Annotated in this window: 31 protein-coding genes; 12 read left to right on the plus strand and 19 right to left on the minus strand. The window is 62.9% G+C overall.

Features of this window, described 5'->3' with window-relative positions; genetic code table 11:
- The gene (locus JJE66_RS20695) at positions 1-1428 is read right to left on the minus strand and encodes an HD domain-containing protein (RefSeq protein WP_200516363.1); all 1428 of its coding nucleotides are present in this window, start codon (positions 1426-1428) and stop codon (positions 1-3) included.
- A gap of 371 nt (positions 1429-1799) precedes the next feature.
- Here JJE66_RS20695 and JJE66_RS38145 point away from each other — a divergent pair, with 371 nt between their 5' ends.
- The 3 genes from JJE66_RS38145 to JJE66_RS20710 all read left to right on the plus strand — a co-directional run bounded on the left by JJE66_RS38145 (position 1800) and on the right by JJE66_RS20710 (position 3098).
- The gene (locus JJE66_RS38145) at positions 1800-1958 is read left to right on the plus strand and encodes a hypothetical protein (protein WP_246756474.1); all 159 of its coding nucleotides are present in this window, start codon (positions 1800-1802) and stop codon (positions 1956-1958) included.
- A 223-nt stretch (positions 1959-2181) separates the two neighbouring features.
- A complete protein-coding gene (locus JJE66_RS20705) occupies positions 2182-2430 on the plus strand; it encodes a DUF2442 domain-containing protein (protein ID WP_200516364.1) in 249 nt (82 codons plus the stop codon).
- A 152-nt stretch (positions 2431-2582) separates the two neighbouring features.
- Entirely contained in the window at positions 2583-3098 is a 516-nt protein-coding gene (locus tag JJE66_RS20710; protein ID WP_200516365.1) for a ParB N-terminal domain-containing protein, read from the plus strand.
- Between the two features lie 123 nt (positions 3099-3221).
- On the opposite strand, the gene JJE66_RS20715 is transcribed toward JJE66_RS20710, so the two are convergent.
- The 6 genes from JJE66_RS20715 to JJE66_RS20740 form a co-directional block, all read right to left on the minus strand.
- Entirely contained in the window at positions 3222-3488 is a 267-nt protein-coding gene (locus tag JJE66_RS20715) for a DUF2312 domain-containing protein (protein WP_200516366.1), read from the minus strand.
- Between the two features lie 125 nt (positions 3489-3613).
- Positions 3614-4255 (minus strand): cell envelope biogenesis protein TolA, encoded by a 642-nt coding sequence (locus JJE66_RS20720; RefSeq protein WP_200516367.1) that lies wholly within the window; start codon positions 4253-4255, stop codon positions 3614-3616.
- 126 nt (positions 4256-4381) lie between these two features.
- Entirely contained in the window at positions 4382-4735 is a 354-nt protein-coding gene (mazF, locus tag JJE66_RS20725; RefSeq protein ID WP_200516368.1) for an endoribonuclease MazF, read from the minus strand.
- Positions 4716-4970 carry an AbrB/MazE/SpoVT family DNA-binding domain-containing protein gene (locus tag JJE66_RS20730; RefSeq protein WP_200516369.1) on the minus strand — a complete coding sequence of 85 codons (255 nt, stop codon included), beginning with the start codon at positions 4968-4970 and terminating at the stop codon, positions 4716-4718. The genes mazF and JJE66_RS20730 overlap by 20 nt, the downstream gene beginning before the upstream one ends.
- A gap of 208 nt (positions 4971-5178) precedes the next feature.
- Positions 5179-6183, minus strand: a complete 1005-nt coding sequence (locus JJE66_RS20735; protein WP_200516370.1) for an acyl-CoA desaturase — start codon at positions 6181-6183, stop codon at positions 5179-5181.
- A gap of 304 nt (positions 6184-6487) precedes the next feature.
- Positions 6488-6775, minus strand: a complete 288-nt coding sequence (locus JJE66_RS20740; RefSeq protein WP_200516371.1) for a hypothetical protein — start codon at positions 6773-6775, stop codon at positions 6488-6490.
- Positions 6776-7048: 273 nt separating this feature from the next.
- Here JJE66_RS20740 and JJE66_RS20745 point away from each other — a divergent pair, with 273 nt between their 5' ends.
- Positions 7049-7222: a hypothetical protein gene (locus tag JJE66_RS20745; protein WP_200516372.1), complete on the plus strand. Its 174-nt coding sequence runs from the start codon at positions 7049-7051 to the stop codon at positions 7220-7222.
- A 95-nt stretch (positions 7223-7317) separates the two neighbouring features.
- Entirely contained in the window at positions 7318-7668 is a 351-nt protein-coding gene (locus tag JJE66_RS20750; RefSeq protein ID WP_200516373.1) for a zinc ribbon domain-containing protein YjdM, read from the plus strand.
- A gap of 87 nt (positions 7669-7755) precedes the next feature.
- Here JJE66_RS20750 and JJE66_RS20755 read toward each other — a convergent pair whose 3' ends face one another.
- The 3 genes from JJE66_RS20755 to JJE66_RS20765 all read right to left on the minus strand — a co-directional run bounded on the left by JJE66_RS20755 (position 7756) and on the right by JJE66_RS20765 (position 10201).
- Positions 7756-8568, minus strand: coding sequence for an FkbM family methyltransferase (locus JJE66_RS20755; protein ID WP_200516374.1), 813 nt, complete (start codon positions 8566-8568; stop codon positions 7756-7758).
- A gap of 218 nt (positions 8569-8786) precedes the next feature.
- A complete protein-coding gene (locus JJE66_RS20760) occupies positions 8787-9707 on the minus strand; it encodes a DMT family transporter (RefSeq protein WP_200516375.1) in 921 nt (306 codons plus the stop codon).
- A gap of 74 nt (positions 9708-9781) precedes the next feature.
- Entirely contained in the window at positions 9782-10201 is a 420-nt protein-coding gene (locus JJE66_RS20765) for a nuclear transport factor 2 family protein (protein ID WP_200516376.1), read from the minus strand.
- A 113-nt stretch (positions 10202-10314) separates the two neighbouring features.
- Between JJE66_RS20765 and JJE66_RS20770 the strand changes: the two genes are divergently transcribed.
- The gene (locus JJE66_RS20770) at positions 10315-10896 is read left to right on the plus strand and encodes a bifunctional transcriptional activator/DNA repair enzyme AdaA (RefSeq protein ID WP_200516377.1); all 582 of its coding nucleotides are present in this window, start codon (positions 10315-10317) and stop codon (positions 10894-10896) included.
- 184 nt (positions 10897-11080) lie between these two features.
- Here JJE66_RS20770 and JJE66_RS20775 read toward each other — a convergent pair whose 3' ends face one another.
- On the minus strand, positions 11081-11332 hold the full coding sequence (locus tag JJE66_RS20775; protein WP_200516378.1) for a hypothetical protein: 252 nt from the start codon (positions 11330-11332) through the stop codon (positions 11081-11083).
- 382 nt (positions 11333-11714) lie between these two features.
- Here JJE66_RS20775 and JJE66_RS20780 point away from each other — a divergent pair, with 382 nt between their 5' ends.
- Complete coding sequence (locus tag JJE66_RS20780) at positions 11715-13037, plus strand: hypothetical protein (RefSeq protein WP_200516379.1); 1323 nt, start codon at positions 11715-11717, stop codon at positions 13035-13037.
- Positions 13038-13044: 7 nt separating this feature from the next.
- On the opposite strand, the gene pdxY is transcribed toward JJE66_RS20780, so the two are convergent.
- Positions 13045-13857 (minus strand): pyridoxal kinase, encoded by an 813-nt coding sequence (gene pdxY / locus JJE66_RS20785; protein WP_200516380.1) that lies wholly within the window; start codon positions 13855-13857, stop codon positions 13045-13047.
- Positions 13858-14090: 233 nt separating this feature from the next.
- On the opposite strand from pdxY, the gene JJE66_RS20790 reads away from it, so the two are divergent.
- Both JJE66_RS20790 and JJE66_RS20795 read left to right on the plus strand, forming a co-directional pair.
- The gene (locus JJE66_RS20790; protein WP_200516381.1) at positions 14091-14435 is read left to right on the plus strand and encodes a multidrug efflux SMR transporter; all 345 of its coding nucleotides are present in this window, start codon (positions 14091-14093) and stop codon (positions 14433-14435) included.
- On the plus strand, positions 14435-15004 hold the full coding sequence (locus JJE66_RS20795; protein WP_200516382.1) for a TetR/AcrR family transcriptional regulator: 570 nt from the start codon (positions 14435-14437) through the stop codon (positions 15002-15004). Before JJE66_RS20790 ends, JJE66_RS20795 begins: the two co-directional genes overlap by 1 nt.
- 11 nt (positions 15005-15015) lie before the next feature.
- Here the strand turns inward: JJE66_RS20795 and JJE66_RS20800 are convergent, their stop codons facing one another.
- The 5 genes from JJE66_RS20800 to JJE66_RS20820 all read right to left on the minus strand — a co-directional run bounded on the left by JJE66_RS20800 (position 15016) and on the right by JJE66_RS20820 (position 19367).
- Positions 15016-15393, minus strand: a complete 378-nt coding sequence (locus tag JJE66_RS20800; RefSeq protein ID WP_246756476.1) for a hypothetical protein — start codon at positions 15391-15393, stop codon at positions 15016-15018.
- Between the two features lie 27 nt (positions 15394-15420).
- A complete protein-coding gene (locus JJE66_RS20805; protein ID WP_200518608.1) occupies positions 15421-15627 on the minus strand; it encodes a hypothetical protein in 207 nt (68 codons plus the stop codon).
- A 252-nt stretch (positions 15628-15879) separates the two neighbouring features.
- Positions 15880-16158 carry a hypothetical protein gene (locus tag JJE66_RS20810; protein ID WP_200516383.1) on the minus strand — a complete coding sequence of 93 codons (279 nt, stop codon included), beginning with the start codon at positions 16156-16158 and terminating at the stop codon, positions 15880-15882.
- Positions 16159-16316: 158 nt separating this feature from the next.
- Entirely contained in the window at positions 16317-17291 is a 975-nt protein-coding gene (locus JJE66_RS20815) for an SH3 domain-containing protein (protein WP_200516384.1), read from the minus strand.
- A gap of 153 nt (positions 17292-17444) precedes the next feature.
- Positions 17445-19367, minus strand: a complete 1923-nt coding sequence (locus tag JJE66_RS20820) for an FAD-binding monooxygenase (RefSeq protein ID WP_200516385.1) — start codon at positions 19365-19367, stop codon at positions 17445-17447.
- 103 nt (positions 19368-19470) lie between these two features.
- On the opposite strand from JJE66_RS20820, the gene JJE66_RS20825 reads away from it, so the two are divergent.
- Both JJE66_RS20825 and JJE66_RS20830 read left to right on the plus strand, forming a co-directional pair.
- The gene (locus tag JJE66_RS20825) at positions 19471-19935 is read left to right on the plus strand and encodes a MarR family winged helix-turn-helix transcriptional regulator (protein ID WP_200516386.1); all 465 of its coding nucleotides are present in this window, start codon (positions 19471-19473) and stop codon (positions 19933-19935) included.
- Between the two features lie 121 nt (positions 19936-20056).
- Entirely contained in the window at positions 20057-20491 is a 435-nt protein-coding gene (locus JJE66_RS20830; protein ID WP_200516387.1) for a hypothetical protein, read from the plus strand.
- Here the strand turns inward: JJE66_RS20830 and JJE66_RS20835 are convergent.
- Together JJE66_RS20835 and JJE66_RS20840 are read right to left on the minus strand one after the other, a co-directional pair.
- Positions 20488-20709, minus strand: coding sequence for a hypothetical protein (locus JJE66_RS20835; RefSeq protein WP_200516388.1), 222 nt, complete (start codon positions 20707-20709; stop codon positions 20488-20490). The two genes, JJE66_RS20830 and JJE66_RS20835, sit on opposite strands and share 4 nt — an antisense overlap.
- A gap of 135 nt (positions 20710-20844) precedes the next feature.
- Positions 20845-21441, minus strand: coding sequence for a L,D-transpeptidase (locus tag JJE66_RS20840; RefSeq protein ID WP_200518610.1), 597 nt, complete (start codon positions 21439-21441; stop codon positions 20845-20847).
- A 337-nt stretch (positions 21442-21778) separates the two neighbouring features.
- Here JJE66_RS20840 and JJE66_RS20845 point away from each other — a divergent pair, with 337 nt between their 5' ends.
- Positions 21779-22762, plus strand: a complete 984-nt coding sequence (locus tag JJE66_RS20845; protein ID WP_200516389.1) for a hypothetical protein — start codon at positions 21779-21781, stop codon at positions 22760-22762.
- Positions 22763-22798 lie beyond the last annotated feature (36 nt).

Genomic DNA, 22798 nt, shown 5'->3' on the forward strand with positions numbered 1-22798 from the left:
TCAAATTCGATACTTCTTATCGACATACTCGCGAGACTCGGCCACAAAGTCTCTCGGAACATAAACTCGGTTCACCGAAAACGTCTCGAGCAAATTTTCGATATTAAAGCCAACACACATTGGATCAATCCGCTCCAAGGGAACAGCATTTCCTTGAAACGAAAATAGCAGGTCCGAAGGTGGCGCAGAGCTGAATGTTACTTGGTCGAAAGCGACTAGATATGTCGCTGCATCCTCAGGCACTTGATTGCTCTGGAACCGACCTCTTACGTACTCCCTCAAATCTTCAGTAACAGACAGCAGGTCTGCCGGTAGAAACTCCTCCATTAGTACTCCCTGCCGTTCGGTCTCGGAAAACGGCTCGTCAGACATTCTATATCGTTGAGAAAGAAGCTTATTCGACTTCGCTGAATCCAATACTGCCTTTGGAAATTGCCGTCGCACGAACATGTCGGCCAGCAATCGAAGTACCGCGTCCGAGTGATCGGAAGCAAAGCCTCGGATCATATAGGCGATCTCGATATCAGTTGTCTGAATGAAGTCATCCAATGATGGCTTTTGACCGGAAGCAATACTATGCAGACATTTCGGCGCCAATCGGATGCTATCCGAATGCCCAGGAATGTCTTGCATGCGTGCAAAAATTCCTTTCAGCAGGAGCTGTGCTCCTCGGATCGTCGGGTGAAAGTAAACCTGCCGGTGCAGGTATCGACGGGCTGCGAGAAATTGTCTCAGAGCGTCCAGCCCGCGCGGCCCATCAAGGAGCAAGATCGGAAGCCCGAAATCGTTGGTCTCAACTGTAATGGCGTGAAAAAGCCACTTCAGATCGTATTTGCCGTATTCAACACCAGCCATTCGACTGTCGCGCAAGATGTAGTCGCAGCGGTCTACGTCAAATGTGCTCGAAATCAATTCAACGAGCGCCTTGTTTGCATGCCGCTTCCTAAGCAGATTCTTCACGGCATCGATATCCGCAGCATCATTAATAGCTGAGGCAACCGGCGTATCTGCGGAAAGAATAGCCACGGTACAATCTTCGTGGTTCCGAATGCCATCCGGTAAAAGAATAGTCTCTAGTACATGTGAGAACGCGGAGTGACCAAGGTCGTGGCACAATGCAGCGATTCCAAACTCAGCCATCGCTTCATCGTCGAATCTCAAGCCTGGTGTCTGAAGATCGAGCGGCGCGGCCCTTTGCTGCAACAACCGAAACACCTGACTTGCGGTAGCGAACACACCTAAAGAGTGCGCAAATCTCGAATGTTCGGCGGTAGGGAAGACATATGACGATAGGCCCATCTGCCGAATGTTTCGTAGCCGCTGAAATTCTCGCGTATCGACGACGCGTCGGACGCGATCCGGCATCTCAATGAGACGATTACCTTCAATATTATCTCGAAAAACAGAATTATGAATTGATGCCAACATTGAGCACGCTCCAGACCAGAATCGAGGAGCATGTCTAGCGCCGCCTCGCAGCGCTATCAGAGTTTGCCAGCAGCCCCCCGCTTTACAAATACGCCGCCCTTTCCAGGAGCGATGTCGCCACGATGAGACACCACAACCAGAACGTTTGCAAACGGGAAACATGGTTGCGTTATAGAACAAACAAAGAACGCAGTCTATCGTCTCGATTCCAGCAGTTTTCAGCCTTTTACCCGCTCGCCACGCCATAATGCCCCTGTTTTGACCTACTGGTGGCCGCAGCGAAGCGATATCCATCAGCCCTCCCACAAACCCATGCCAAGAAAAACCCAGCGCCTACTCCCTCGCCTTCGCAGCATCCGGCGGGGCGCCCGATGGGTACGTTCGCGCGGGCACCGCGGATGGTTCGGATCCCGTGCACCGTCGTGATCCTTCTTGCCGCCGCCGCGCTCCTGAACGTCGCTTATCAAATGATCCGCAAGCCGACCGGGCTGTTCGTCCTCGTCGACAACGCCCTCGACAAGGATCCATAAGAGACTTGGCGTCCGGGCCGCTCTCCCGCAAGCTTTCCACCGCTTCGATCACGCCCGAATTGCTGGCCGCGCTGGCGCAGGTCGAGAGCTCGTAGGATGGGTAGAGCCCTTGCGAAACCCATCATTCGACGATCAGCGTTGATCGGTTTCGCTCCGTTCTACCCATCCTACGAATATCTGCATGTGATTGAGAACAACCGCGATCTTCTTCTGAAAGCCTGTCATGACCATTTCGGCAACTTGCGTTCGCTTCGACGACCACACGATGCGGGTCGAGCTGTGCGATGGACGAATACTCGGGATCCCGCTCGCATGGTTTCCGCGCCTGCTGCATGCAACGCCTGAAGAGCGCGAGCAGGTCGAGCTGAGCCGGGGCGGACTGTCCTGGGAAGCCTTGGACGAGGATATTTCCGTCGCGGGCCTCCTCGCCGGACGCGGCGACGTGACACGATCAACCGAACATGCGCAGTAACGGTGCACTAAGTTCGTTCGCTATCGCATGTGACCCTGATTAAGTGCACACCGTAATTCGCCAGAATTGCCTTTGCGGTCGAGCCCTTCCCTCCTAAACTCCCAATCCCACCGGCATGGGTTCCGACGGGCCCGGTAGAAGCGGAGTCAAATATGCCCAAACCGGAAAGCTTCCCGATCGAGAAGATCTTCGTTCCCACCAAGCAGAAGAAGGCCATCAGGCCCGAGACCGTCGGCGAGATCGCGGAAAGTATGCTGGACATCGGACAACAGGCCCCCATTTCCGTTCGGCTCGACGGAGACCGCCTCGTTCTGGTCGAGGGACTGCATCGGCTCGAAGCCTGCAAGGCGCTCGGCGAGACGAACATCATCGGTGTCCTGGTCCCGGCGGAGCTTGCTCAACACAAGCCGCAGCTCGCCGAACGACCCGAAGTCGAGGCCGAGCGCATCAAGATGGCGCGATTGAAACAGCTGCGGCTCGAGAGGGAAGCCGCAGAGGCATCGACTGCTGCCTTGAAGAGCGTCAACGCAACGGAAGCGCCGCGCACCCGTTCGACGAACGGCGTCCGCGACAATCCGAAGGCAGTGCCGGGCCGGACCGCAGGATCGACACGGAAAACATTGTCGGACTGGATCACGCAGCAGAAGGGCAGCGGCGGCCGCTATTGATGCGCGATTGCGGCTCGTAGGGTGGATTAGCGAAGCGTAATCCACCACACTTCTCGTTCCGGGACACACGGTGGTGGGTTACGCCTTGCGGCTAACCCACCCTACGCGCTACGCGCTACGCGCTCACGCCGCTTTCGCCTGCTCCGGCTGTGCCGTCTCCATCGCGCGCATGTAGAGGTCGAGCAGGCTTTCGCGCTCGTCGCGCTCGTTCTTGTCTTCCTTGCGCAGCTTGATGATCTCCTTGAGGATCTTGACGTCGAAGCCGTCGCCCTTGGCTTCCGCAAAGACTTCCTTCTTCTGCTCGCTCAACTCCTGCATTTCGCTGTCGAGGTTCTCAATCCGCTCGACGAAGGAACGGATCTTGCCGCCGGGAATGGTGATGTCGGACATGGTGCCTCTTTGCTGACTGAGGTCGTGAAAATGACCGCAAAGACATGACCAATGTATTAACCGCGCCGCCGGGCATGGCTCGCAGCAATGCAGGGGCGCAATTTCGGGAGTTGTGTGGCGCAGCCCTACTCCCGCGCGCGGCGAAGGGCCTCTTGCAACTTGATCCGCTGCTTGTCCCAACGGGCCTCCTCCGCCGCCGCACGTTCATCAAGCGCGGCGCGCTCGGTTTCGATCGCGTCGGCGCGCGCCTCATGGTCACGCCTCGCCTTCTCCAGCACCGCCTCTGCGGCTGCGACCGCTTTCTCCCGGCGCGCACGCTCTTTGGCGCGGGCGGCCTCTTCCTTCCGGCGCGCGCTCTCGCGTCGCTGCTCCTCCTTTGCAAATGCAGCGGCGGCCTTGCGCGCGTCCTGATCGTCGATTCCAGACCTCGCTGCGGTTTTGGCGAGACGCTTCTTCGACTTGGACTTTGGCTTAGGCTTCGCCTTGGACCTCGCTCTCGGCTTGTCCTCGTCATCGGCGAGATCGGTCGGCAGTTCGGCATGCTCGGTGAACGGGCCATCCGATCCGACCGGGCGCCTGAGCACGACACCGGGGGCCGCCATGGTCGCCGCGACGATATCGGAATCGTCGGTCTCCTTCGCGAGACCCTGATGGAACAGGTTGGACTTGGCGCCCCAGGCCTCCAGCGCCGCCTTCATCGAGGGTGCGGCGACCGCCTGGTCGTAGAAGCCGAGCGAGGTCTGATAGGTCTTCAGCTTTCTTGGCATGTCGCCTCACGGCCTGGTATTGCGGTCTCAATGACGGTGATAGTGCACTAGCTCTCTAGCTCGAGCTTACCAACGCACGAGTTCCAGTGCGAAAGACGCACTGATCGCATCACGCGAGCGAGACGTTCAGTCGATTCCCAGCAACGCCGCCAAGCGTTCGCGGACCTCGCTGAGCAGAATGTCAGGTGCCCGTCCGGCATGTGCGATTGGCCGTTTCTCCCAGGAGATGCTCCGGGGCTGGTCGGCAAGAACGGCGCCGCGAAGGCTCGAATTGTCTGAAAGCACGGCCTCGAATGGATAGCCGCGCACGCGGTTGGTGATCGGGCAGATCACGCAGAGGCCCGCTACCGAGTTGTAGCTGTGCGGCGACACCACGATGGCCGGTCGCCGGCCGCTTTGTTCGTGGCCGACCGTGGGGTCCAGATCTATCCAGATGAAATCGCCGGCCTCCGGACAATAGTCACCAGACTTCGTTGCCAACGGCCGGCCCCCAATCGATCTCGTCATGACGGTTGTCCGGCGTTATCCCGGCAACCAGTTCGTCGAGCGCATAGCGGCGTTTGCGCCGCTTGGGCAGCGCGATCTCGATCACCAGCTTTCCGTTGTTCACGGTCATCTCCGCGGCCCGGCCGGCGCGCGCCCCGATTTCATCGGCGAATGCTTTCGGCACGCGCAGCGCGAGGCTGTTGCCCCACTTCTGAAATGCCACCTTCATCCTCGGCCTCCGGCAAATTGATGATACAATGTAGATACGATCTCGAAGCCGGTCAATGGATGGCGTCCGCAGCCTTTCCGGGAATTTCCGTGACACCCGGCCGGTCGTCGAGCTCGCAGCCCGTAGGATGGGTAGAGCCCTTGCGAAACCCATCATTCCGTGACGGTTATTGATGGATTTCGCTGCCGCTCTACCCATCCTACAGGATTCAGACCATCGCTTCCGGCTCTGACCGTTTTCCGCCGTCCGCACCAGGCGTCCGGCTTCGCGCCGAGAAAATGTCGTGCACCAGCCCGAGCTTCCCGAGCCCCAAAATGATCAGCCCGTTGATATCGATCTCGTACCAGGCGTGCGAGAGATAAGCGTCGCGCGGAAAGCGGTGATGGTTGTTGTGCAGGCCTTCGCCGAAGGTGAGGATCGTGGTCACCAGCTCGTTGGTGGTGCCGTCGTCGAGCTCGAAGCGGCGATAGCCCCAGCGGCCGTCGCTATGGCAGACCGAGTTGACCAGCGACGTCGCCATGGTCATGAGGTAGCTGCGGAACAGACCGGAGAACAGCACGCAGCCGATCATCGCATGCACGCCGCCGAAGGCGTAGCCGAGGGCCGCCGGAATGATCAGCGCCGACAGCGCGTACCAGTACCAGCGCGTCCTCGTGAAGAACATGGCGATCGGGTCGGCCAGAATGTCCCTGGCGTAGTATTCGGCATCGGTGGTGGCCTTGTCCCACACCCAGCCGCCCTGCGCGTGTCCCATGCCCTTGGCGAAGCCTTCGATGCTGTTGCCGAAGCCGTCATAGTAGGGGCTATGGACGTCGCCGGGCTTGTCGGAGTGAAGATGGTGCCGGCGATGGTTGCTCACCCATTTGAGGATCGAGCCCTGCACCGCCATCGTGGCGATCGCAGCGAGGATCGTCCGCATCACCGGACCGCAGCGGTAGCTGCGGTGGACGAAGTAGCGATGCATGAAGCCGATGCCCATCGTGGTCATCACGAACATGCCGGCGAAGACCGAGATCTCCACCCATCCGATGCCCTGCGTGAAGGCCCAGATCAGCGCCCCGATCGAACCCGCGATCATCATCGCGAACGAGATGTAGGAATCGCGAAATTTTGCGTCGACCACCGGGCCTTCGACCACCACGCCCGGCGGCATTTTTGGCGGCGTTGTCCGGTCGGCACCTTGCTCCGGAACCACGCTCTCGATGACGGTCATTGCAGCCGATCCATTCCCGAAAATTAGCTCTTGTGTCGCGCTCAGCGTACAGTTGCAGGCTATTTCGAGCAAGGATTGGGCGAGCCCTGCGGCGATCACCTCGTCGCAAGTTGCCTCGGGGGTTAACGCGATGGGGCGGCGATTTCAGCCATCGTAGGGTGGGTTAGCCCTGCAGATGATGCGCAAAGCGCATCTGCTCGGCGTAACCCACCACTTCTGCCGCCGCAGAGATCAAAGAGGTGGGTTACGCCGCGAACAGCGCTTCGCGCAGTCGCGGGGCTAACCCACCCTACGCACTATCCCTTCACCACCAATACGGCCACCGCCACCCTTCATAGCGAATATAGGACGGCACCAGCGGCGGGCCGTTGGGATCGACGCGGTCGTCTTCAGGGCGATAACGATAGCGCGGAACAACATTGTAATCCCACGGCGTTGGCCGGAGCACCGGGACTTCCACCCTCAGCCGTGATTGCGGAACGATTTCACGAACCACGTGCACCCTTCGCACCCGGGCTTCGGCACCAGAAATCCCGAGGTTGCACAGCACCAGAGCGGTTCCAAGCGCGCACGCGATGGTCATGATTTTCATGCGTTGGTCTCCTTGCCTCCAGAGTGCAAAAGGACGGAAAGCAAGGCAAGCACTTTCGCGACGCCACGTCGATTTCCTAAAGGCCTCGGCGTCGGGCCTGCAACGCGGACCGCGCGCTCAACCGCCTCTCAGGCGCGACATCATCCCGACCTCGCCTTCGCTTCGGATGGTTGGTAAACGTAGGTCGGCGCGCCAACGAAACTTGATCTGCATCAAGAGCGTACGGCGAAGTTCATAGGAAGAAATGACGCGTCATCTTCCGGAAGGATCACCATGAACGGCAATCGCTATTACGGCGTCCGTGTCGAAGGCGCGAAATACGGTGTGGGCTTCGGCTCGGCGCTCGCCATCGCGATCTCCTACACCAACAACCATTCGATTCCATGGGCGATCATCCACGGCATCCTGGGCTGGCTCTACGTGATTTTCGTCGCGCTGTTTCGGTAAAATCAGCCCACTGCGCGCCCTTGCTTTTCCCTCCCCTTGCTTTCCTGGTCCTCGCCCCTACGGTGCGCCGCGCACCGACCGGAGACGAGACCACCATGGACGACTCGACAAAATGCCCGAACTGCCAGTCGGAGCATGCCTATCAGGACCGCGATCTCTGGATCTGCCCGGAATGCGCCCATGAATGGAGCGCCGCGGCGGGCGCTGTGGCGGATGCGCCGCACGAGGCCGGCGTGCGCGATGCCCATGGCAATGTGCTGGCCGACGGCGACAGCGTCATCGTGATGAAGGACCTCAAGATCAAGGGATCCTCATCGGTCGTCAAGGGCGGCACCAAGGTCCGCAACATCCGCCTTCAGGATGCCACCGACGGACACAACATCGCCTGCAAGATCGACGGCATCGGCGCGATGAACCTGAAATCGGAGTTCGTGAAGAAGGCGTGATGCGTAGGGCGGATTAGCGCAGCGTCATCCGCCATCCATGTCGCGCAGATCGACGGATGACGCTTGCGCCAATCCGCCCTGCCCGCTTCACGCCGCCGCGGCGCCTTGTTGCGGGTTGATATCCTTCAGGCTCGCATCGCTGCGATGGACGGCGAGAATGTTGATGCCGAGCGCGAAGGGCCGGTAGCCATTGTCCACGAGCCATTGCTCGAGTTGCCGGATATCCGTCTTGATCTTCTCGATCAGCAGGATCGGGCGATATTTTCTGATCGTCTCCCGGGCGCCGTTCAGCGCCTCCATCTCCATGCCCTCGATGTCGATCTTGATGAAATCGGCGCGCGGCAGATTGAGCTCGTCCAGCGTCATCTTGCGCACGACGACGGTATTATCGGTGTAGTCGATCGGCTGACCAATGAATTCGTTGCTCGGGCGCGGCCGCAATTCCAGGCTGCCGAAGCTCGACGGCGTGAAATAGTCCGGATTTGGAATTTGCATCGTGCCGGCTTCGGAGGACACGGCCGCATGCACCGCCAGCGCATTGAAGCAGTTGTTGATGGCAATGTTGCCGGCCAGCGCATAATAGATCCGTTCCTGCGCTTCGATCGCGATCACCGAGCCCCAGCCCGTCATCGACGAGGCCCATTCGATCGTGTGCACGCCGATATTCGCGCCGCAGTCGACGGCGATCACGCCGTCACCATGGTGCTTTCGCCGCAACGCCAGCAATTCGAGCGCGATCTTGACTTCGCCGGGATCGAACGCAGCCGCTTCGAGGATCTGATACCCCACGCCGTAACCGCGGCCGGGACCGACCATGCGATAGTCGAAGCGGTTGACGATCATCGTTCCGTGATTGGACGAGGCCATGACGAAGGCCAGTTTTTGCCCCGCGATCGGCATTGCAGAATCTCCTCGAACCCAGAGTGAGATGCCACTATCGCAATGCCCGCTTATGCGGGGCTTGTCCCGGCGCATCTGCTCACCCTGGCATCATGCGCCTGTTTTGCCCGACAGGTCAAATATTATTCTGTTTCGCCGAAATTCGAAATTCCTCAGGCGTTTCTACTGTGCATGGGGTTGTTTTCGCGATTCCTGATCGGACCAGCACGAGGCCTGCTCTACCTCTGCCTTTGCGCGAGGTAGAACCCGCACAGCACCGTCACAAGGCCGGCGGCCTGCAATGCCGTCGGCGGCTCGCCGAGCAGCAGCCATCCCGTGAGCAGCGTCAGCGCCGGCACGCACGCCGGGAACACGGCCGCGCGCGCGACGCCGAGGCGCTGGACCGAGACGGCGAACAGATAGAGCGCCGCGGGACCGGCGAGCACGCCCTGCGCCAGCGCCTGGATGGCGTTTTCGGTGACGCCGATCGCCGCGACGCGCGCGAGCCCGCCGCCGGCGAGGTAGATCGGCAGCAGCAGCAGCGACAGCACGTTGATGACGAGCGCAGCCGACACGGCGGAGACGCGCCAGTGGCGCAGCAACGCGCCGAAGCCCGCGAACATCAAGCCGGTCAGCACGAAGATCAAATCGCCCTGGACGCCGTCGATGCCGATATGGCCGATCGATTCCGCGCCGATTACGCCGAGCCCGCCGACGATGACGATCGCGCCGGCCAGCCGCGAGGCCGAGATCTTCTCTTTCAGGAACAATGCGGCAAGCAACAGGCCGCCGAGCGTCGCGCAGGACGGCTGGATCACGCTGCCGTGGCCGAGCGGCACGAACAGGAACCCGGTGTAGGAGATCAGCGACATCACGGGACCGCCGAGCACCATCAGCACGAGCCCCCTGCTCCAGCCGATGCCGCAGAGATCGGAGATGCCGGCGCGCAGCACCAGCGGCAGAAAGGCGATGCCCGACCAGACATAACGATGCGCCAGCAGATCGACCGGTGTAAAGCCGACCTTCAGGCCGTGCCGGGTGCCGGCAAAGCCGAGCGCCCAGAACAGCGCTGCCGACAGCCCCGAGAGGACGCCGAGCAGCGCCTGCGTCGCATCGTTCGTTTGAGTGAGAGCGTCAGCGCCGCTCGTCCGCTGATCCATGGGGGCAAGCCTTATGTCAGTGCGAGGGTCGGCTCAACCCACGCGGCTGCAGGGCTGGCACGCGATGGCCCAAATCATCGTGCCTCGTCGCCAAACACCATGCGCCATCCCTTGCGCGTATCCATGTACTCCCGCACCTCGCGGATACGGTCGCCGGCCAGCGTGAATACGAAGCAATAGTCGTTGTCGTAAGCCTTGCCGCCGGCAAGCGTCGCGCGCATCCGCTCCTCCACGATCACGACATCGCCATCCGCGTAAACGCCGCGAAAACTGATATCGACGCCGGAGAACATCCGGTGCATCTCCTGCGCGATGAAGCGCGCGATCTGCTTGGCTCCGACCATGTGGTCGGTGTGATCGAGTGCGACCGCCGTGGCATTGCCCTTCGGCGCGATCCACTCGGCATCGTCCGTGAACAGCGCGGCGATGCGCTCGGTGTCGCGCGACGAAAAGGTCTTCCAGGCGTTGAGTACGATGTCCTTCGAGCTGATCACGATGCGCTCCCTCGGCTTGCGTTGATCGCAGGGGCCCCTTCTAGGCCGTGATGCGTGGCGCGGCTCGCCGCAATCGGACTCGGTCATCCCGCGGCTCTTCCGCCCGCGCCGGCATGCGCTATCATCCGCTGATGTTGAGCTTCGAGACCTGCAACGCCGCGCGGCTACGCCGCGATCCCCGCTATGACGGCCGCTTCTTCACGGCGGTGAAGACGACGGGGATCTATTGCCGTCCGGTCTGCCCGGCCAAGCACCCGCTGAAGCGCAACGTTGCGTATTATCCGACGGCGGCAGCGGCCGAGGCGGCGGGCTTTCGGCCTTGCCTGCGCTGCCGGCCTGAGACCGCGCCGTTCTGCCCGGCCTGGAACGGCACGCGTTCGACGGTCGCGCGTGCTCTGAAGCTCATCAATGAAGGTGCGCTCGACCAGGACTCGGTGGTGACCCTCGCGACGCGGCTCGGCATCTCGTCGCGTCACCTCGCACGCCTGTTCGAGCGCCACCTCGGCGCGACGCCACAGCAGCTTGCCAAGACGCTTCGCGTCCAGCGCGCCAAACGCCTGCTCGACGGCGGCGATCACACCATGACGGACATTGCGTTCCAATCCGGCTTCGCCAGCCTGCGCCGCTTCAACGCCGCCTTCGCCGAGCTCTATGGCCGCTCGCCATCGAGCCTGCGCGCACAGCGCAGGCCGTGATCGCTCGGAAAAACCCGGGGCTGAGGTCGAGCCCGTAAGTCAGGCTCACACGAACACGAACAGCGCGGCGGCTGCGAACAATGCGAGATGCCGGATCAGGACAAATGAAATGGCCGGGACAAAGCGCGGCCATGACGTCGTGGAAGCTTCGGCACTGAGCTCTCGGCTGAGTGCAATGTCGGTCTTAGCGGGCGGAGCCCGTGGTCACGGTCGCCGTCTTCAGCTTGCGCGGCGTCAGCACGCTGGCCTGGAGCGGCGTCACGCTGATGGCGGGCGCGGTCACTTGCTGCTCGACGTGGGCAGCGCCGAGCACGCGGACCTGCACGGGCGAGACCGGAATACCGTTCGCCTCATAGACCGGCAGTTCGGCAGCGAAGGTGGCAGTCGAGCCCGCAAGAGTGAGGACGGCGGCTGCGATCGACAAAGTCTGATTCATGGTGATGCTCCAAAGAGAAGTTCGGAGCACATCTAATCCTGATTTGCTGCATTGCGATATGCGTCGCTGCAATGCAATATCGCGCCTCGTGCATGGCGATATGTTTAACGCGTCCATCGCCTTGGACAAACCCGCTCTGCCGCCTGCGTTGAAGGATGCAGAACTGCTTCGCCTCGCTCGCAACGATGAGGCCACAACGACCCTACTTCAGCGCCGCCGCCAGCCACGCGGGAACCGGAGTTGCATTCGGGCAACACTGGCCTGAAAAGCCCGTTTTGGGAGATTTGCGCCATTGCGTCGCCACACCGTCCGCCGAACAATTGACGCGCCGCGTGCTTGGCTGTGCAATCTGGTTCGCTCACGAACCTTGGAGGCAGGGATCATGAATGATCGGCGGTCTCTTCTTGTGGCGGTCTCGTGCCCTTCGGCCGTAATGGCCGGTTGGCTGGCACTCTCGCTCTCTGCTTATGCCCCCGCCCTGATCGAGAACGGCGGCGCCAACGCGGCCGCGGTCTCCCGCGCGAAAGATCTCACCCGCCTCGAGCTTGCCGATATCCCGCGCGCGGCCACGATTGACGATGGCATCGCGCTCACCGCCGACATTGCCGCCGCCGCGGCTGCGACGCCGAGTGCGGCGATGACCGAACCGGCCATGCCCGAGACACCGGCCCCCGGCGTGCAGCTCGCCTCGGCCGATCCGACCGAGATGCTTCCGGCGCCGCCCTCGCCCACATCTCAGATTTCGCCCGCCCCCTCTTCCATCGAGAGCGAAGCCGCTCCCGTTGCCCGCGAGGCTGAGCCCACGCCGGAGCCCACCGTCAAGCTCGCCTCCGCCGATCCCGGCGACGTTGTGCCATCGGACGCGCTGTCGCCTGCAACGATCGCGAGCGGGCCCCTGGTGGAGAGCAAGGCGTCGCCGCCCGCCGATACCGTGGCCGTGCTCGATGAGTGCTTCGCCATGGATGCCTGCATCGACCGCTATCTCTGGGCGCTCTATCAGCGCACGCCGAAGGAAGATTCCATCAAGGTCGAGGACCGCCGCGCGGTCACCATCAAGCGCAAGGGCAAGATGATCACGGTGATGCGCAGCTTCACCAAGCTCGTCGACGAGGATTTTGCCTGGAAGGATCCGAAGGCGGCCGAGCACGCCAACATGGCGCTGATGGATTACGTCATCGGCGGCATGGACAAGAGCTTCAAGCAGAAGCTGTTTCGCACGCTGCTTGCGGCCGAAGCCGCCGGCCTTTCGCCGGGTATCACCAGCGCGTTCCGTGACGACTATCGGCAATCGATCGCAAGCGGCCTCCACGCAGCCTCCAACCGCTCTTATCACGGCGGCAGTCTTCGCGGCGGCTACGGTCACGGCATGGCAGCCGACATCGTCAGCACCAAGGGCGGCAACCGTGCGCAGCGCTGGGTCTCGACCGAAGTGTTGTGGAAGTGGGTCGATGCCAACGGCAAGGCGCTCGGCATCGGCCGGCCTTATCTGGACCACGATCCGCCGCATGTTGGTCCGATCGACGGCGCGGAATACATTTCGAAGCGTGGCATTGCGACCGACCGCAGGGAAGCCGCCAACGCCAAGTCGAAAAAGGCGCACGCTGTGGTCGGCGCCAAGCCGCCGAAGGCGCAGACCGCGCGCGAGCAGAAGAGCCCGGCTAAGCCACAGAAATCGGCCCAATCCGCCACGAAGCGGACGACCTGATCCGGGGTTACGTGCGTGACGCCAGCAGCGGCACGAGACTCATCTCGGCCGATCCCGCCGCTTGCGTGCGGACGAGCACGGCAAAGACGGTTTCGACCGCAAGCCGCACCGCCGCTTCGATCGCCGTGCCCTTGGCGAGGTGCGCCGCGATCAGGCCGGTGAGGAGATCACCGGTGCCATAGGGCCGGATCGGCAGAAGTGGCGTCGCAAAGCGCGACAATTGGCCGTCGGCACACAGGATCGTCTCCACCTGTCCCGCCGGCGTCTCGGAGAGAGTGCAGCCGGTGGCGACGACGTCGGTCCGGCGCTGCCCCGCAATCGCGGCCGCCGCAGCGCGCAAGCCATCCGCGTCCGCGATCTTGACGCCGGAGAGCAGCTCGAGCTCGAATTGGTTCGGCGTGATCAGGTGTGCCGCCGGCAACAGCCGGTGTCGCACCACATCCAAAATACCGTCGGCGACATAGATGCGGCCGTCATCGCCGATGACGGGATCGCAGAGATAGACGAGCTTCGAATTGCGCGACAGCGCACGCCCGACGAAGTCGGCGATGACAACGGCGTTGTCGGACGAGCCGAGATAGCCGGTGACGAGCACGGCGGCCTCATCGACGAGGGCCCGCTCCTCGACGCCCTTCAGCAGATCCGCAACGAGCTCCGCGTCCAGCACGCGTCCACGCAAGGTCGGATAGCGCGGATGATTCGACAGCAGCGTCGTCGGCACCGCCGCGACGTTGACGCCTTCGGCCTGCATGGCATGGACCGCGGCGCTGTTGCCGACATGACCATGGACCACCTGGCTTTGAATGGAGATGACGAGCATGGAGAGGTCCGTAGGATCAATCGCGCCGCAAGGCAAGCGCTGCCGGGTCGCGAAGGCGCGGCGCTCGATCGCTCGGGCGTAGGACTGGGCCAGGTTAGCGATTCGTCGCGGGTTCGTCACGTCCGAGTGGTATGCCTCCCGGGCAACGGCAGCCGACCGAAAGCCACGATCGGCGTTGAACATACCTACCGTGCGGTATCTTTTCTCCTTCCTGCACCTGCTCCAAGCCGACCATGACGTCCACCTCCAATGCCTATGCAGCACTTGCCCTCGCCATCGTGCTCGAGGTGACTGCGTCCGCCTTTTTGCAGCAATCCGCGCAATTCACCCGGCCCTGGCCGACGCTGGCGATGGTGCTGTTCTACGTCGCCTCGTTCTACGCGCTGTCAGTCGCGATCCGGGTCATTCCCCTGAGCGTTGCGTACGCGATCTGGGGCGGGGTCGGCATCATCCTGACCGCCACCGTCTCCTTCGTTCTGTTCCGCCAGATGCTGGACGCCGCAGCCTTCGTCGGAATCGCCCTGATCGTCTCCGGGGTCCTGGTCATCAACCTGTTCTCACAGACGACGGCGCATTGATGCCGGCGAGTGCCTACACCCGCGCCAAACAGCCCGAGCACGTGCGGCGCGCGCTGCTCGACTGCGCAGCCGCCATCGCCATGGACCACGGCGTCTCCGGCGTCACGGTGCAGGCGGTCGCGGCGGCGGCCGGCGTCACCAAGGGCGGGCTGTTTCATCATTTTGGGAGCAAGCAGGCGCTGATCGAGGGCCTGTTCGCCGATCTGCTCGCCCGCGTCGATGCCGAGATCGACGCGGCCGTCGAGGCGGACCCGAAGCCACGCGGCAGTTTTACGCGCGCTTATGTGAATGCGGTATTCACCGGAAAAGCCTTCGGCTTCGCGACGCCGTGGGCAGCGCTGAGCATGGTCGTCGTCACTGATCCGTCTTTACGCACACTCTGGAACGAGTGGATGAAGGCGCGCCTGAAACGCCACCGTCCGACTGACGCCGCGCCAGAACTCCAGATCGTGCGTCTCGCCGCCGACGGCGCCTGGCTGTCGTTCGTCACCACGGGACAGACCCGCATGAGCGCCGATCTGCGAGCCGTGCACGACCGCCTGATCGCGCAGACGTTTCGGCGAGGGTAGCCGGACGACGTCTACTGGCTCTGCACAGGCCTTGACGGACGTGGTTTGGATCGGGCTGACTTTGCGCCAGACTTCGCCGGCGTACCTGGGGGCGGTGTATCGACCGACACCAGATAAGCCGCGAGCGCCTTGGCGGTGTCCGAACCCGCCGAATAATGGTCCTGGAGGAACCAGGACAGCGTGAGGGTGTAGCGCCCCTTCGCAAGCCCCCGCGGGCTACGATGGCAGGTCGCGCAGCCATCGGCAAAGAGCTTTTCGACCGATTTGCCGGCGTCGAGATTTTGCGCGGCCGCAAGGCTCGCCGTCAGCACGACGCTCGCTGCAGCAACAGTCCCAAGAATCACCAGAGGCGCGATGACCTCGCGCCCCGATCGAAATAGCGATCTCAATGTCGTCCCCTAGCCCGCGCCTCGCGGTTACGCCGCCAGCAACTGATCGAACTCCGGCGGGGCGTAAGCCTTGCCGTCCTGATCGGTAATGACGACCCGCCATCCTTCGCTCGCCCACACTTTTGCCTTCGCCACGATCAGCAACCGGCTCTCGCGGGCAAAACTGTACTTCTCATTCTCGCGTTCTGCGATCATCTTATAGGCCAATGCGCATCCCCTTGCGGTGCCCTGCACCCGTTCTGGTCGTGGCAGCGGGCTTTGGCGGCAATTCGCCGGGAGCGTGGCAATTTCGTGCCGTCTACGGCAGCATTGTGCGCCAGCACCGGTTCCAGCCGAGTGACGGAGGTCAATCATGCGGCGCATCATGAATGCGAGTCTGCTTGTCGGGAGCTTGTTCGCGGCCGCTCGCATCCGCGCCGCGCGGATCCGCCAGCCCGGCCCAAGCCCATCGCCGCCGCGACGGAACCGATAGCGCCCGCGATCCGCTCAGTGGACGCGGATGACGTGTGGGCGGCCGAGGTCAATCAGCCCCTGCACGGCCGACAGACGATCGTCCAGCGCGGCAATGGTGAGCAACAGATTGTTGCGGCGCTCGTCGAGCAGGCCCATCTCGGCGCCGGAGAGCTTTGCACTCGTCCGCTCCTTGTGGATGCCGTCGAGGGATTTGCGCAAGCCGGCGATCAGGCCGGCCAGTTGCTTGGCCTCTTTGGTCATCGACCGCTTCGCGACATTTTGGCGGCGCGTTTCCGCCTGTCCTTGTCTCATCGTCATCCTCCCGTGCCCCACTGCCCCGGTTGGATGCTTACAGCTTTCGATAGAGATATTACGATCGATGAAATCTGCGCGCGAAGAACTGCTTTAAATTGTAAGGGCCTTTCCGTGCAAAAGCCCGGCGCGAAGGCCGGGCTTTCGTTGATAAAATGCTAGTGCTTCTGGTGTCCGCCACCAGGGCCGCCGGCTGGCCCGCCGCCGTGCGGCGCGGCATTGATGTGCGGAGCGCCACCGCCGCCACCTGGATGCGGCATCGCAGGCGCGGCCGCGCGCGGCGCCGGCATCTGCGCATGGGCATTCATCGGCGCACCACGGCTGACGTTCGGCCGTGCCATGTGCGGCATCGCGGGCCTTGCCCCAGGCACGGCCGAGACACGCGGCGCTTCATGCGCCCGCGCCATCGGTTGCGCACGCACCGCAGCGCGACCCGCAGCCTGTTCGTGCATCATGCGCGCTTGCGCATCGCGGGGGTTGCGCCCCTGCACGCCGGTCCGCTCATTGACGAAACGCTGGCTCCGCTCGGCGCGGGTCCGATCGACGCCTACCGCAGCGCCGCGCCTTGCGATGGCCGCGTCATGCCGGGCCGTAGCGGCATCGCGCCCGGAGACAGCGACATTGCCCTTGCCGTGCGCATCGTTGCGGCCCAGCGCGACCGCTGCATCACGCGTCGCCGCGCGACCAATGCGGGCCGCATGCGGATCGATCGTCATCCGCGTCGCGAAGCGCTCGTGCGAGCTCCAGTAGTTATTCCAATAGGCGTGCCGGCGATACCAGGGGCGCCCCTCATAGTAACTCGACCAGTACGAACTCAGCACGAAGGGGACGACGGGCACGTCGACCTCGTCGGCATAGTCTGGCAGATAGACGTAGTGATTGCGGTAGAGATATTCGAGATATTGCGACGACACCCAGCCGCGGTCGTCGGAGAAGCTCACGTCGCACCACGCATTGCCACGCAGGCAACCATGGATGTTGACACGAGCGCCCTCGGGGACGCGGTCGACCAGCGGAAAGCCCGCACCCGGGCCGGCGCGCAGACCGGTCGAGACGGTGACGATGCCAGGCGCGGCCAATGCGGCCGTCGGCGCGAGCAGCAATGCTGCAACCAAAGCGGTTCTCAATCTCATGGCGTAGTCCTCCTCTGAGAGAAGGAACGCGCGAGCGGATCAAGGCGTTCCGCGTGCAAACGTCGCATCAGCCAAAAGTTTGAGAGCTACGCCGCGCGCAGAGTTCAATATTCATCCGCCATTCATCGGCGGAGCAGGACTCGCAATTGAGTCTCAATTCAGCCGCAGCATGAAGCCATCGAAATATGCGGCAAGGGCAGCGAAATCATTGAGCGGCAGCACCTGCGCGACATATTGATCCGGCCGCACCACGACCATGCAGCCGGCCTTCCGATCGATACCGCGCGTTGCGAAAACGTCGTGACCGCTCTTGAGGTCCGGACAGAACATCTTTTCGTAGTCGAGCAGGCCGTAACGGCCTTTGCGCGGGAGCAACAGCGGCGGCATCGCCTCGATGGCGAGCTCGCGATGATCCTGCTGGAAGACCGCGCGCAGGTCGATCACAGAATCGATGTCGGCGCTGGCCGACGTGTATCGCTTGAGCGGCGATTCCCTGGCTTCAGCGAGGAAGTTGCATAGCGCGCGAATGGCGGAGCCGGCCGCGGCCGGATCTTCGGCGCCGGAGAAGGCATAGATACGGAAGCGGCCATCCGCTTTCCCCGCATGTCCAAGATGCACCGGCTTGGCGTCCCCAAGCCGAATCACCGGCGCGGAATGGAAGCGCGTGCCGATGATGAAGCCTTCGGCGAGATGCTGATGAGACGTCGCGCCTGTCAGGATCGACGCGCGGTAATGCGTCGCCGTGCCCGCGGTGTAGCGGCCGTGCCTGACAAAATAGTCCTGCGTCTTCGCTGCATCGCCGCCGCCGGCCTTGGCCGCGGAGGCCAAGATTCCGGCCCATTCGCGATCGAAATCGATCAGCTCCTTCGCCACCGCCTGCCGCTCGGCCGAATAGGAATGCAGCAGGCTCGGCGCACTCCGCTTCCGCAGCACGGCGGCGAGCTTCCAACCGAGATTGAAGGCGTCCTGCATCGAGACGTTCATGCCCTGCCCTGCCTTCGGGCTGTGGGTATGGCAGGCGTCTCCGGCAATGAAGATACGCGGCAAGCGCGCATCGATCTCCGCTTCCGGCACGTCGTCGAACTTATCGGTCAGGCGCTGGCCGATCTCGTAGACCGACCACCAGGCGACCTCCTTCACCTCGAGCTTATGCGGCTTCAGGATCCGCTGCGCTTTCGCAATCACGTCATCGGCGGTGATGTTGCGGTTGGCGACGCGCTCGCCGATGTCGAGCTTGGCGAGCTCGACATAGAGGCGGACCATGTAGCCGCCCTCGCGCGGGATGATGAGAAGGCTGCCGTCCTTGGCCGACTGGATCAGGGCCTTGAAGCGGATGTCGGGAAAATCGGTCACCGCCAGCACGTCCATCACGCCCCAGGCGTGATTAGCGGAATCGCCGTGCAGCTCACGGCCGATTGATTTGCGCACCGTGCTGCGCGCGCCGTCGCAACCGACGACGTAGCGCGCCTTGATGGTCTTGACCTTGTCCTCGTTCGCGGCATCGACGCGTTCGAGACGCACGGTCACGGCATGGTCGGCAGGACCCGCCGCCGGGTCGACCTGAAGGTCGAGCAGGCGCCGGCCGTAATAGGGTTCGAGCTTGGCCTGTGATTTGCGCATGACGTCGAGAAAGCCGTCATGGATGCGGGCCTGGTTGAGAATGACATGCGGGAATTCCGACAGTCCGTCCTCGACGTCCTGCACCCGGCCGCTGCGGACGATCTGCTCCGGCATCCGCTCATCCGGCTTCCAGAACGTCGTCTCGTTGACCCAATAGGCTTCCTTCAGCACGCGCTCGCTGAAGCCGAAAGCGTGGAACATCTCCATGGTGCGGCAGGCGATGCCGTCGGCCTGCCCGACCGAAAGCCGGCCCGGCTTCTGCTCGACGATGCAGGTCTTGATGTCGCCGAATTGCGCAAGCTGGGCAGCCAGCGTCAAACCGGCAGGCCCGCAGCCGACGATGAGGACATCGACCTCGTCGGGCACGGCGCCCGCAGCGCCCGCGGCCTGAACGCGCTCGGCGGGATCGGCTATCTCGGGGTCGCCCGGCTGGAATCCATTGAGATGGAATTGCATGAGCACCTCTCCCGTTGACGCCTCGTTCGATATTGATCAGTATGCTGACTATCAGTATACTTGTCAATGTTCGCCCGCCGTCCCTGCACGCGAGGAGAATTCGGTGAAAGACAACAATGATATGCCCGGACATCTGGCGCGGCGGTTTCAGCAGATCGCGGTCGCCGTGTTCCTGGCCGAGGTCGGCGAAGCCGGATTCGATCTCACCCCGGTGCAATACGCAGCCCTTGCGACCATCAAGGCAAATCCCGGGCTCGACCAGGTTACGCTCGCAGGATTGATTGCCTACGACCGGACCACCATCACCGGCGTGATCGACCGCTTGGTGCAGAAAGGCCTCATCGAGCGCCGCGCCAGTAGCCGCGACCGCCGTGCCCGCGAGCTCGAGATCACCGACGAGGGCCGCCGCACGTTGCGCAAGATCACGCCGGCCGTCGAATCCGCCCAGCACATCATGCTGCGCGGCCTCAGCGCCAAGGAAGGCGAAGACCTGATGCGGCTCTTGCGCAAGGCCATCGCCGCCGGCAACGAGCTCAGCCGCGCCCCGCTGCGCGATATGCAGGCATGAGCTCGTATTTTTGTACGTATTTGTCGCAGCGCCGCGAAACCAGGAACTAACGTTCGGATGCTACCGTCACGGCCAATTCTGCGCTTAACGCGCGATTAACTTTGCCGGTTTGGAGTTTCGGATGCTCAGGTTCGTCATTGTGGCCGCAATCATCGCGTTGTCCGCCGGTCATGCGTTCGCGAACGGGCATGGCGGCGGCGAAGCCGCTCCTCCGCCGAAAGCAGAGGCCACGACCGCGCCTGCGCGCGCGGTCCTGACCAAGCAGGGTTCCAAGCTCGTCGATCTCAAGGGGATGACGCTCTATTTCTATGAGCGCGACACCAGCGGAAAAACATCGAGCTGCAACGGCAAATGCGCCGAGAGCTGGATTCCCCTCGCGGCTCCGGGAGACGCCAAGGCGATCGGCGATTTCACGCCGATCACCCGCAACGACGGCAGCAAGATGTGGGCCTTCCGCTACCGCCCACTCTACACGTCGGTCAGCGACAAGTCGCCGGGCGAAGCCAACGGCAACGCCACGACCCTGCAATGGCGCGTGGCCCGGCCCGAGGATTAAGGCTGGAACGGCGCGCGTCCGTCGTTACCTGACGTGCCCACGAGCTTGGCGTGGGCCGCGGAATCGGCCGAGGCGTAATTGACCTGCGGATTCGAGTGCAGCGCCACGTACACGACCATGCCGGCCAGGATGGACCCATAGAAACCGACGGTCACCAACCGCCATTTCCGTACAATCCGGCGGTCCGTCTCGTTCAATTGATCAAGAAAATTTCGCATGATGCCTCCAATGGCAACGAGCCATTGAGGCATAGCGCAACAGTAGCAATTTGCCTGTGAAGCAATTCACCTTTGAAAGACGGGGTAAGACGCGCGCAGTCACGCTTCGGTGAGCGTGACGGCGAGTCGCTCCGCTCACCCGCGCCAGCCAGGCCCGGCTTCAATCTGCGCGCTTTGTCCGGGCGGCAGCACCACGACGGTCGCGTTGAGCTTCACCCGATCGAACAGGTCGATCACGTCCTCGTTGCGCATCCGGATGCAGCCCGACGAAATCGCCTGCCCGATATATTCCGGCTGGTTGGTGCCGTGGATGCGGTAGAGCGTGTCCTTGTTGCCGGCATAGAGATAGATGCCGCGCGCACCCAGCGGATTGGCGGGGCCACCCGGGACGCGCGCGGGATACGGTCCGAGCCGCGCCTGGATTTCCGGCGTCGGCACCCAGTCCGGCCATTCCGCCAGACGACCGACCCGCGCAACGCCCGAGAAGGCCATCGCCTGCTCGCCGACCGCGACGCCGTAGCGGATCGCCTTGCCGTCGGGCAGCACGTAGTAAAGGTAGCGCGCATCGGTATCCACCAGGATCGTGCCCGGCTGCTCCTTGCGAGGATAATCGACGACGTGGCGGAGAAATTGCTCGGGCACGCTGGCCTGGGCGTAAGGCGCGTGCGCCAGCAACTGCCGGTCGCGCGGCGTCATGCTCGCGTCGGTCGACGGCGACAGCGTTGCCTGCATGCAGCCGCCGAGCGGCAGCAAGGCAACGACGAAAATAGCGATTGAATGTCTTGGCACCGCCGGCCCCCCGATAGCGGATAGCAGCGCCCCCAGCGTCGTCAAATGCTGCCCAAATCGTGCTGAAAACAAGGCAGCGCGGAACACGTGCCTGTGTTCAAAAAATCCGGTTCCATCACCACAAACGGCGGAAGACGGTCGCGATGTCTCCATCGCCTTGCCTTGCTTTGGTCAAACCCGGCTGGACTCGTGCGTCATCTGGCCCATGAGACTTGGGATGGGCTCGACCAACCGATCGGCTCGCGCCAATGCGGACGACTAACGCTTTAAGGGAGCTGCGATGCTCGCGACGCTGAACAGCCGGCAAATCGTCGATGAGATCGTGAAGGACGCGGTCAAGGACAACGATCCGCACGATGCCGTCCAGATTTCGCCTGACATAGTGCGGGCCTCGCGCGTGAGCAGCGAGGCGCCAACGCTTGCACCTGAGTTCACGAGCCGTCCGGAGCCAAAGTTCGCGCCGGAGCCCAGAATTCATCCGGAGCCGAAGGTCAGTCCTATCCCGCAAGCGGCGGCGCCCGCGGTCGACACTGCCGTACGCGTGACGGCCAGCGATGATCACCGACAGAAGCGATCCTCCGCCGGCAAATGGTTGCGCGGCGCGTTCGTCACGTTTCTGTTTGCAGGCGGCAGCGCGGCCGCCACCATCGCCTGGGAGCAACATGGCGACACCGCAACCCGGCTGCTCGCCGAATGGACACCGACATTGGCGTCGCTGCTGCCTTCGACATCGGAGCCGGCGGCTGCGCAGGCTACGCCGCCCGTCACGCAGGATCAGACCGCCGATCAAACTACGGCGCCACCGGCAGCACAGGTCGCGCCCGCTGCTACACCTGCCGCGACACAAGCCGACGCCACGCCATCGGTGGAATCGATGACGAGCGACATCGCCGCAATGGCGCAGCAGATCGAACAGCTCAAGACTGACATTGCCGAGTTGAAGGCCGGTCAGGAGCAGATGGTGCGCGAGATGGCCAAGCCCGCCGCGCCAAAGCCGGTCGCTGAGGCGAGACCGCCGGTCGATCCACGCGCGCGCGTGTCGGCACTTCCGCCGCGAGCTCCGGCTCCGATGCCGCCGGTTCGCAAACCGAAGCCGGTCGTATCGCACACCTACAGGCCGGCCTATTCGCCCGCGCCGCTCGCGGTTCCACCGCCTTCACAGGCTGCCGCGGTTCCGCCGCCGGTGGCACCACCGGCTGCGACGACACAAACCGTTGCCGATGATGACGGACCAATCGTGCGTCCGCCGATGCCGCTGCACTAGAGTTGCGTTGAGCACCCGCTGTCCGAGTCGGTGCGA

The sequence above is a fragment of the Bradyrhizobium diazoefficiens genome, assembly GCF_016612535.1.
GTDB classification, from domain to species: Bacteria; Pseudomonadota; Alphaproteobacteria; order Rhizobiales; family Xanthobacteraceae; genus Bradyrhizobium; species Bradyrhizobium diazoefficiens_C.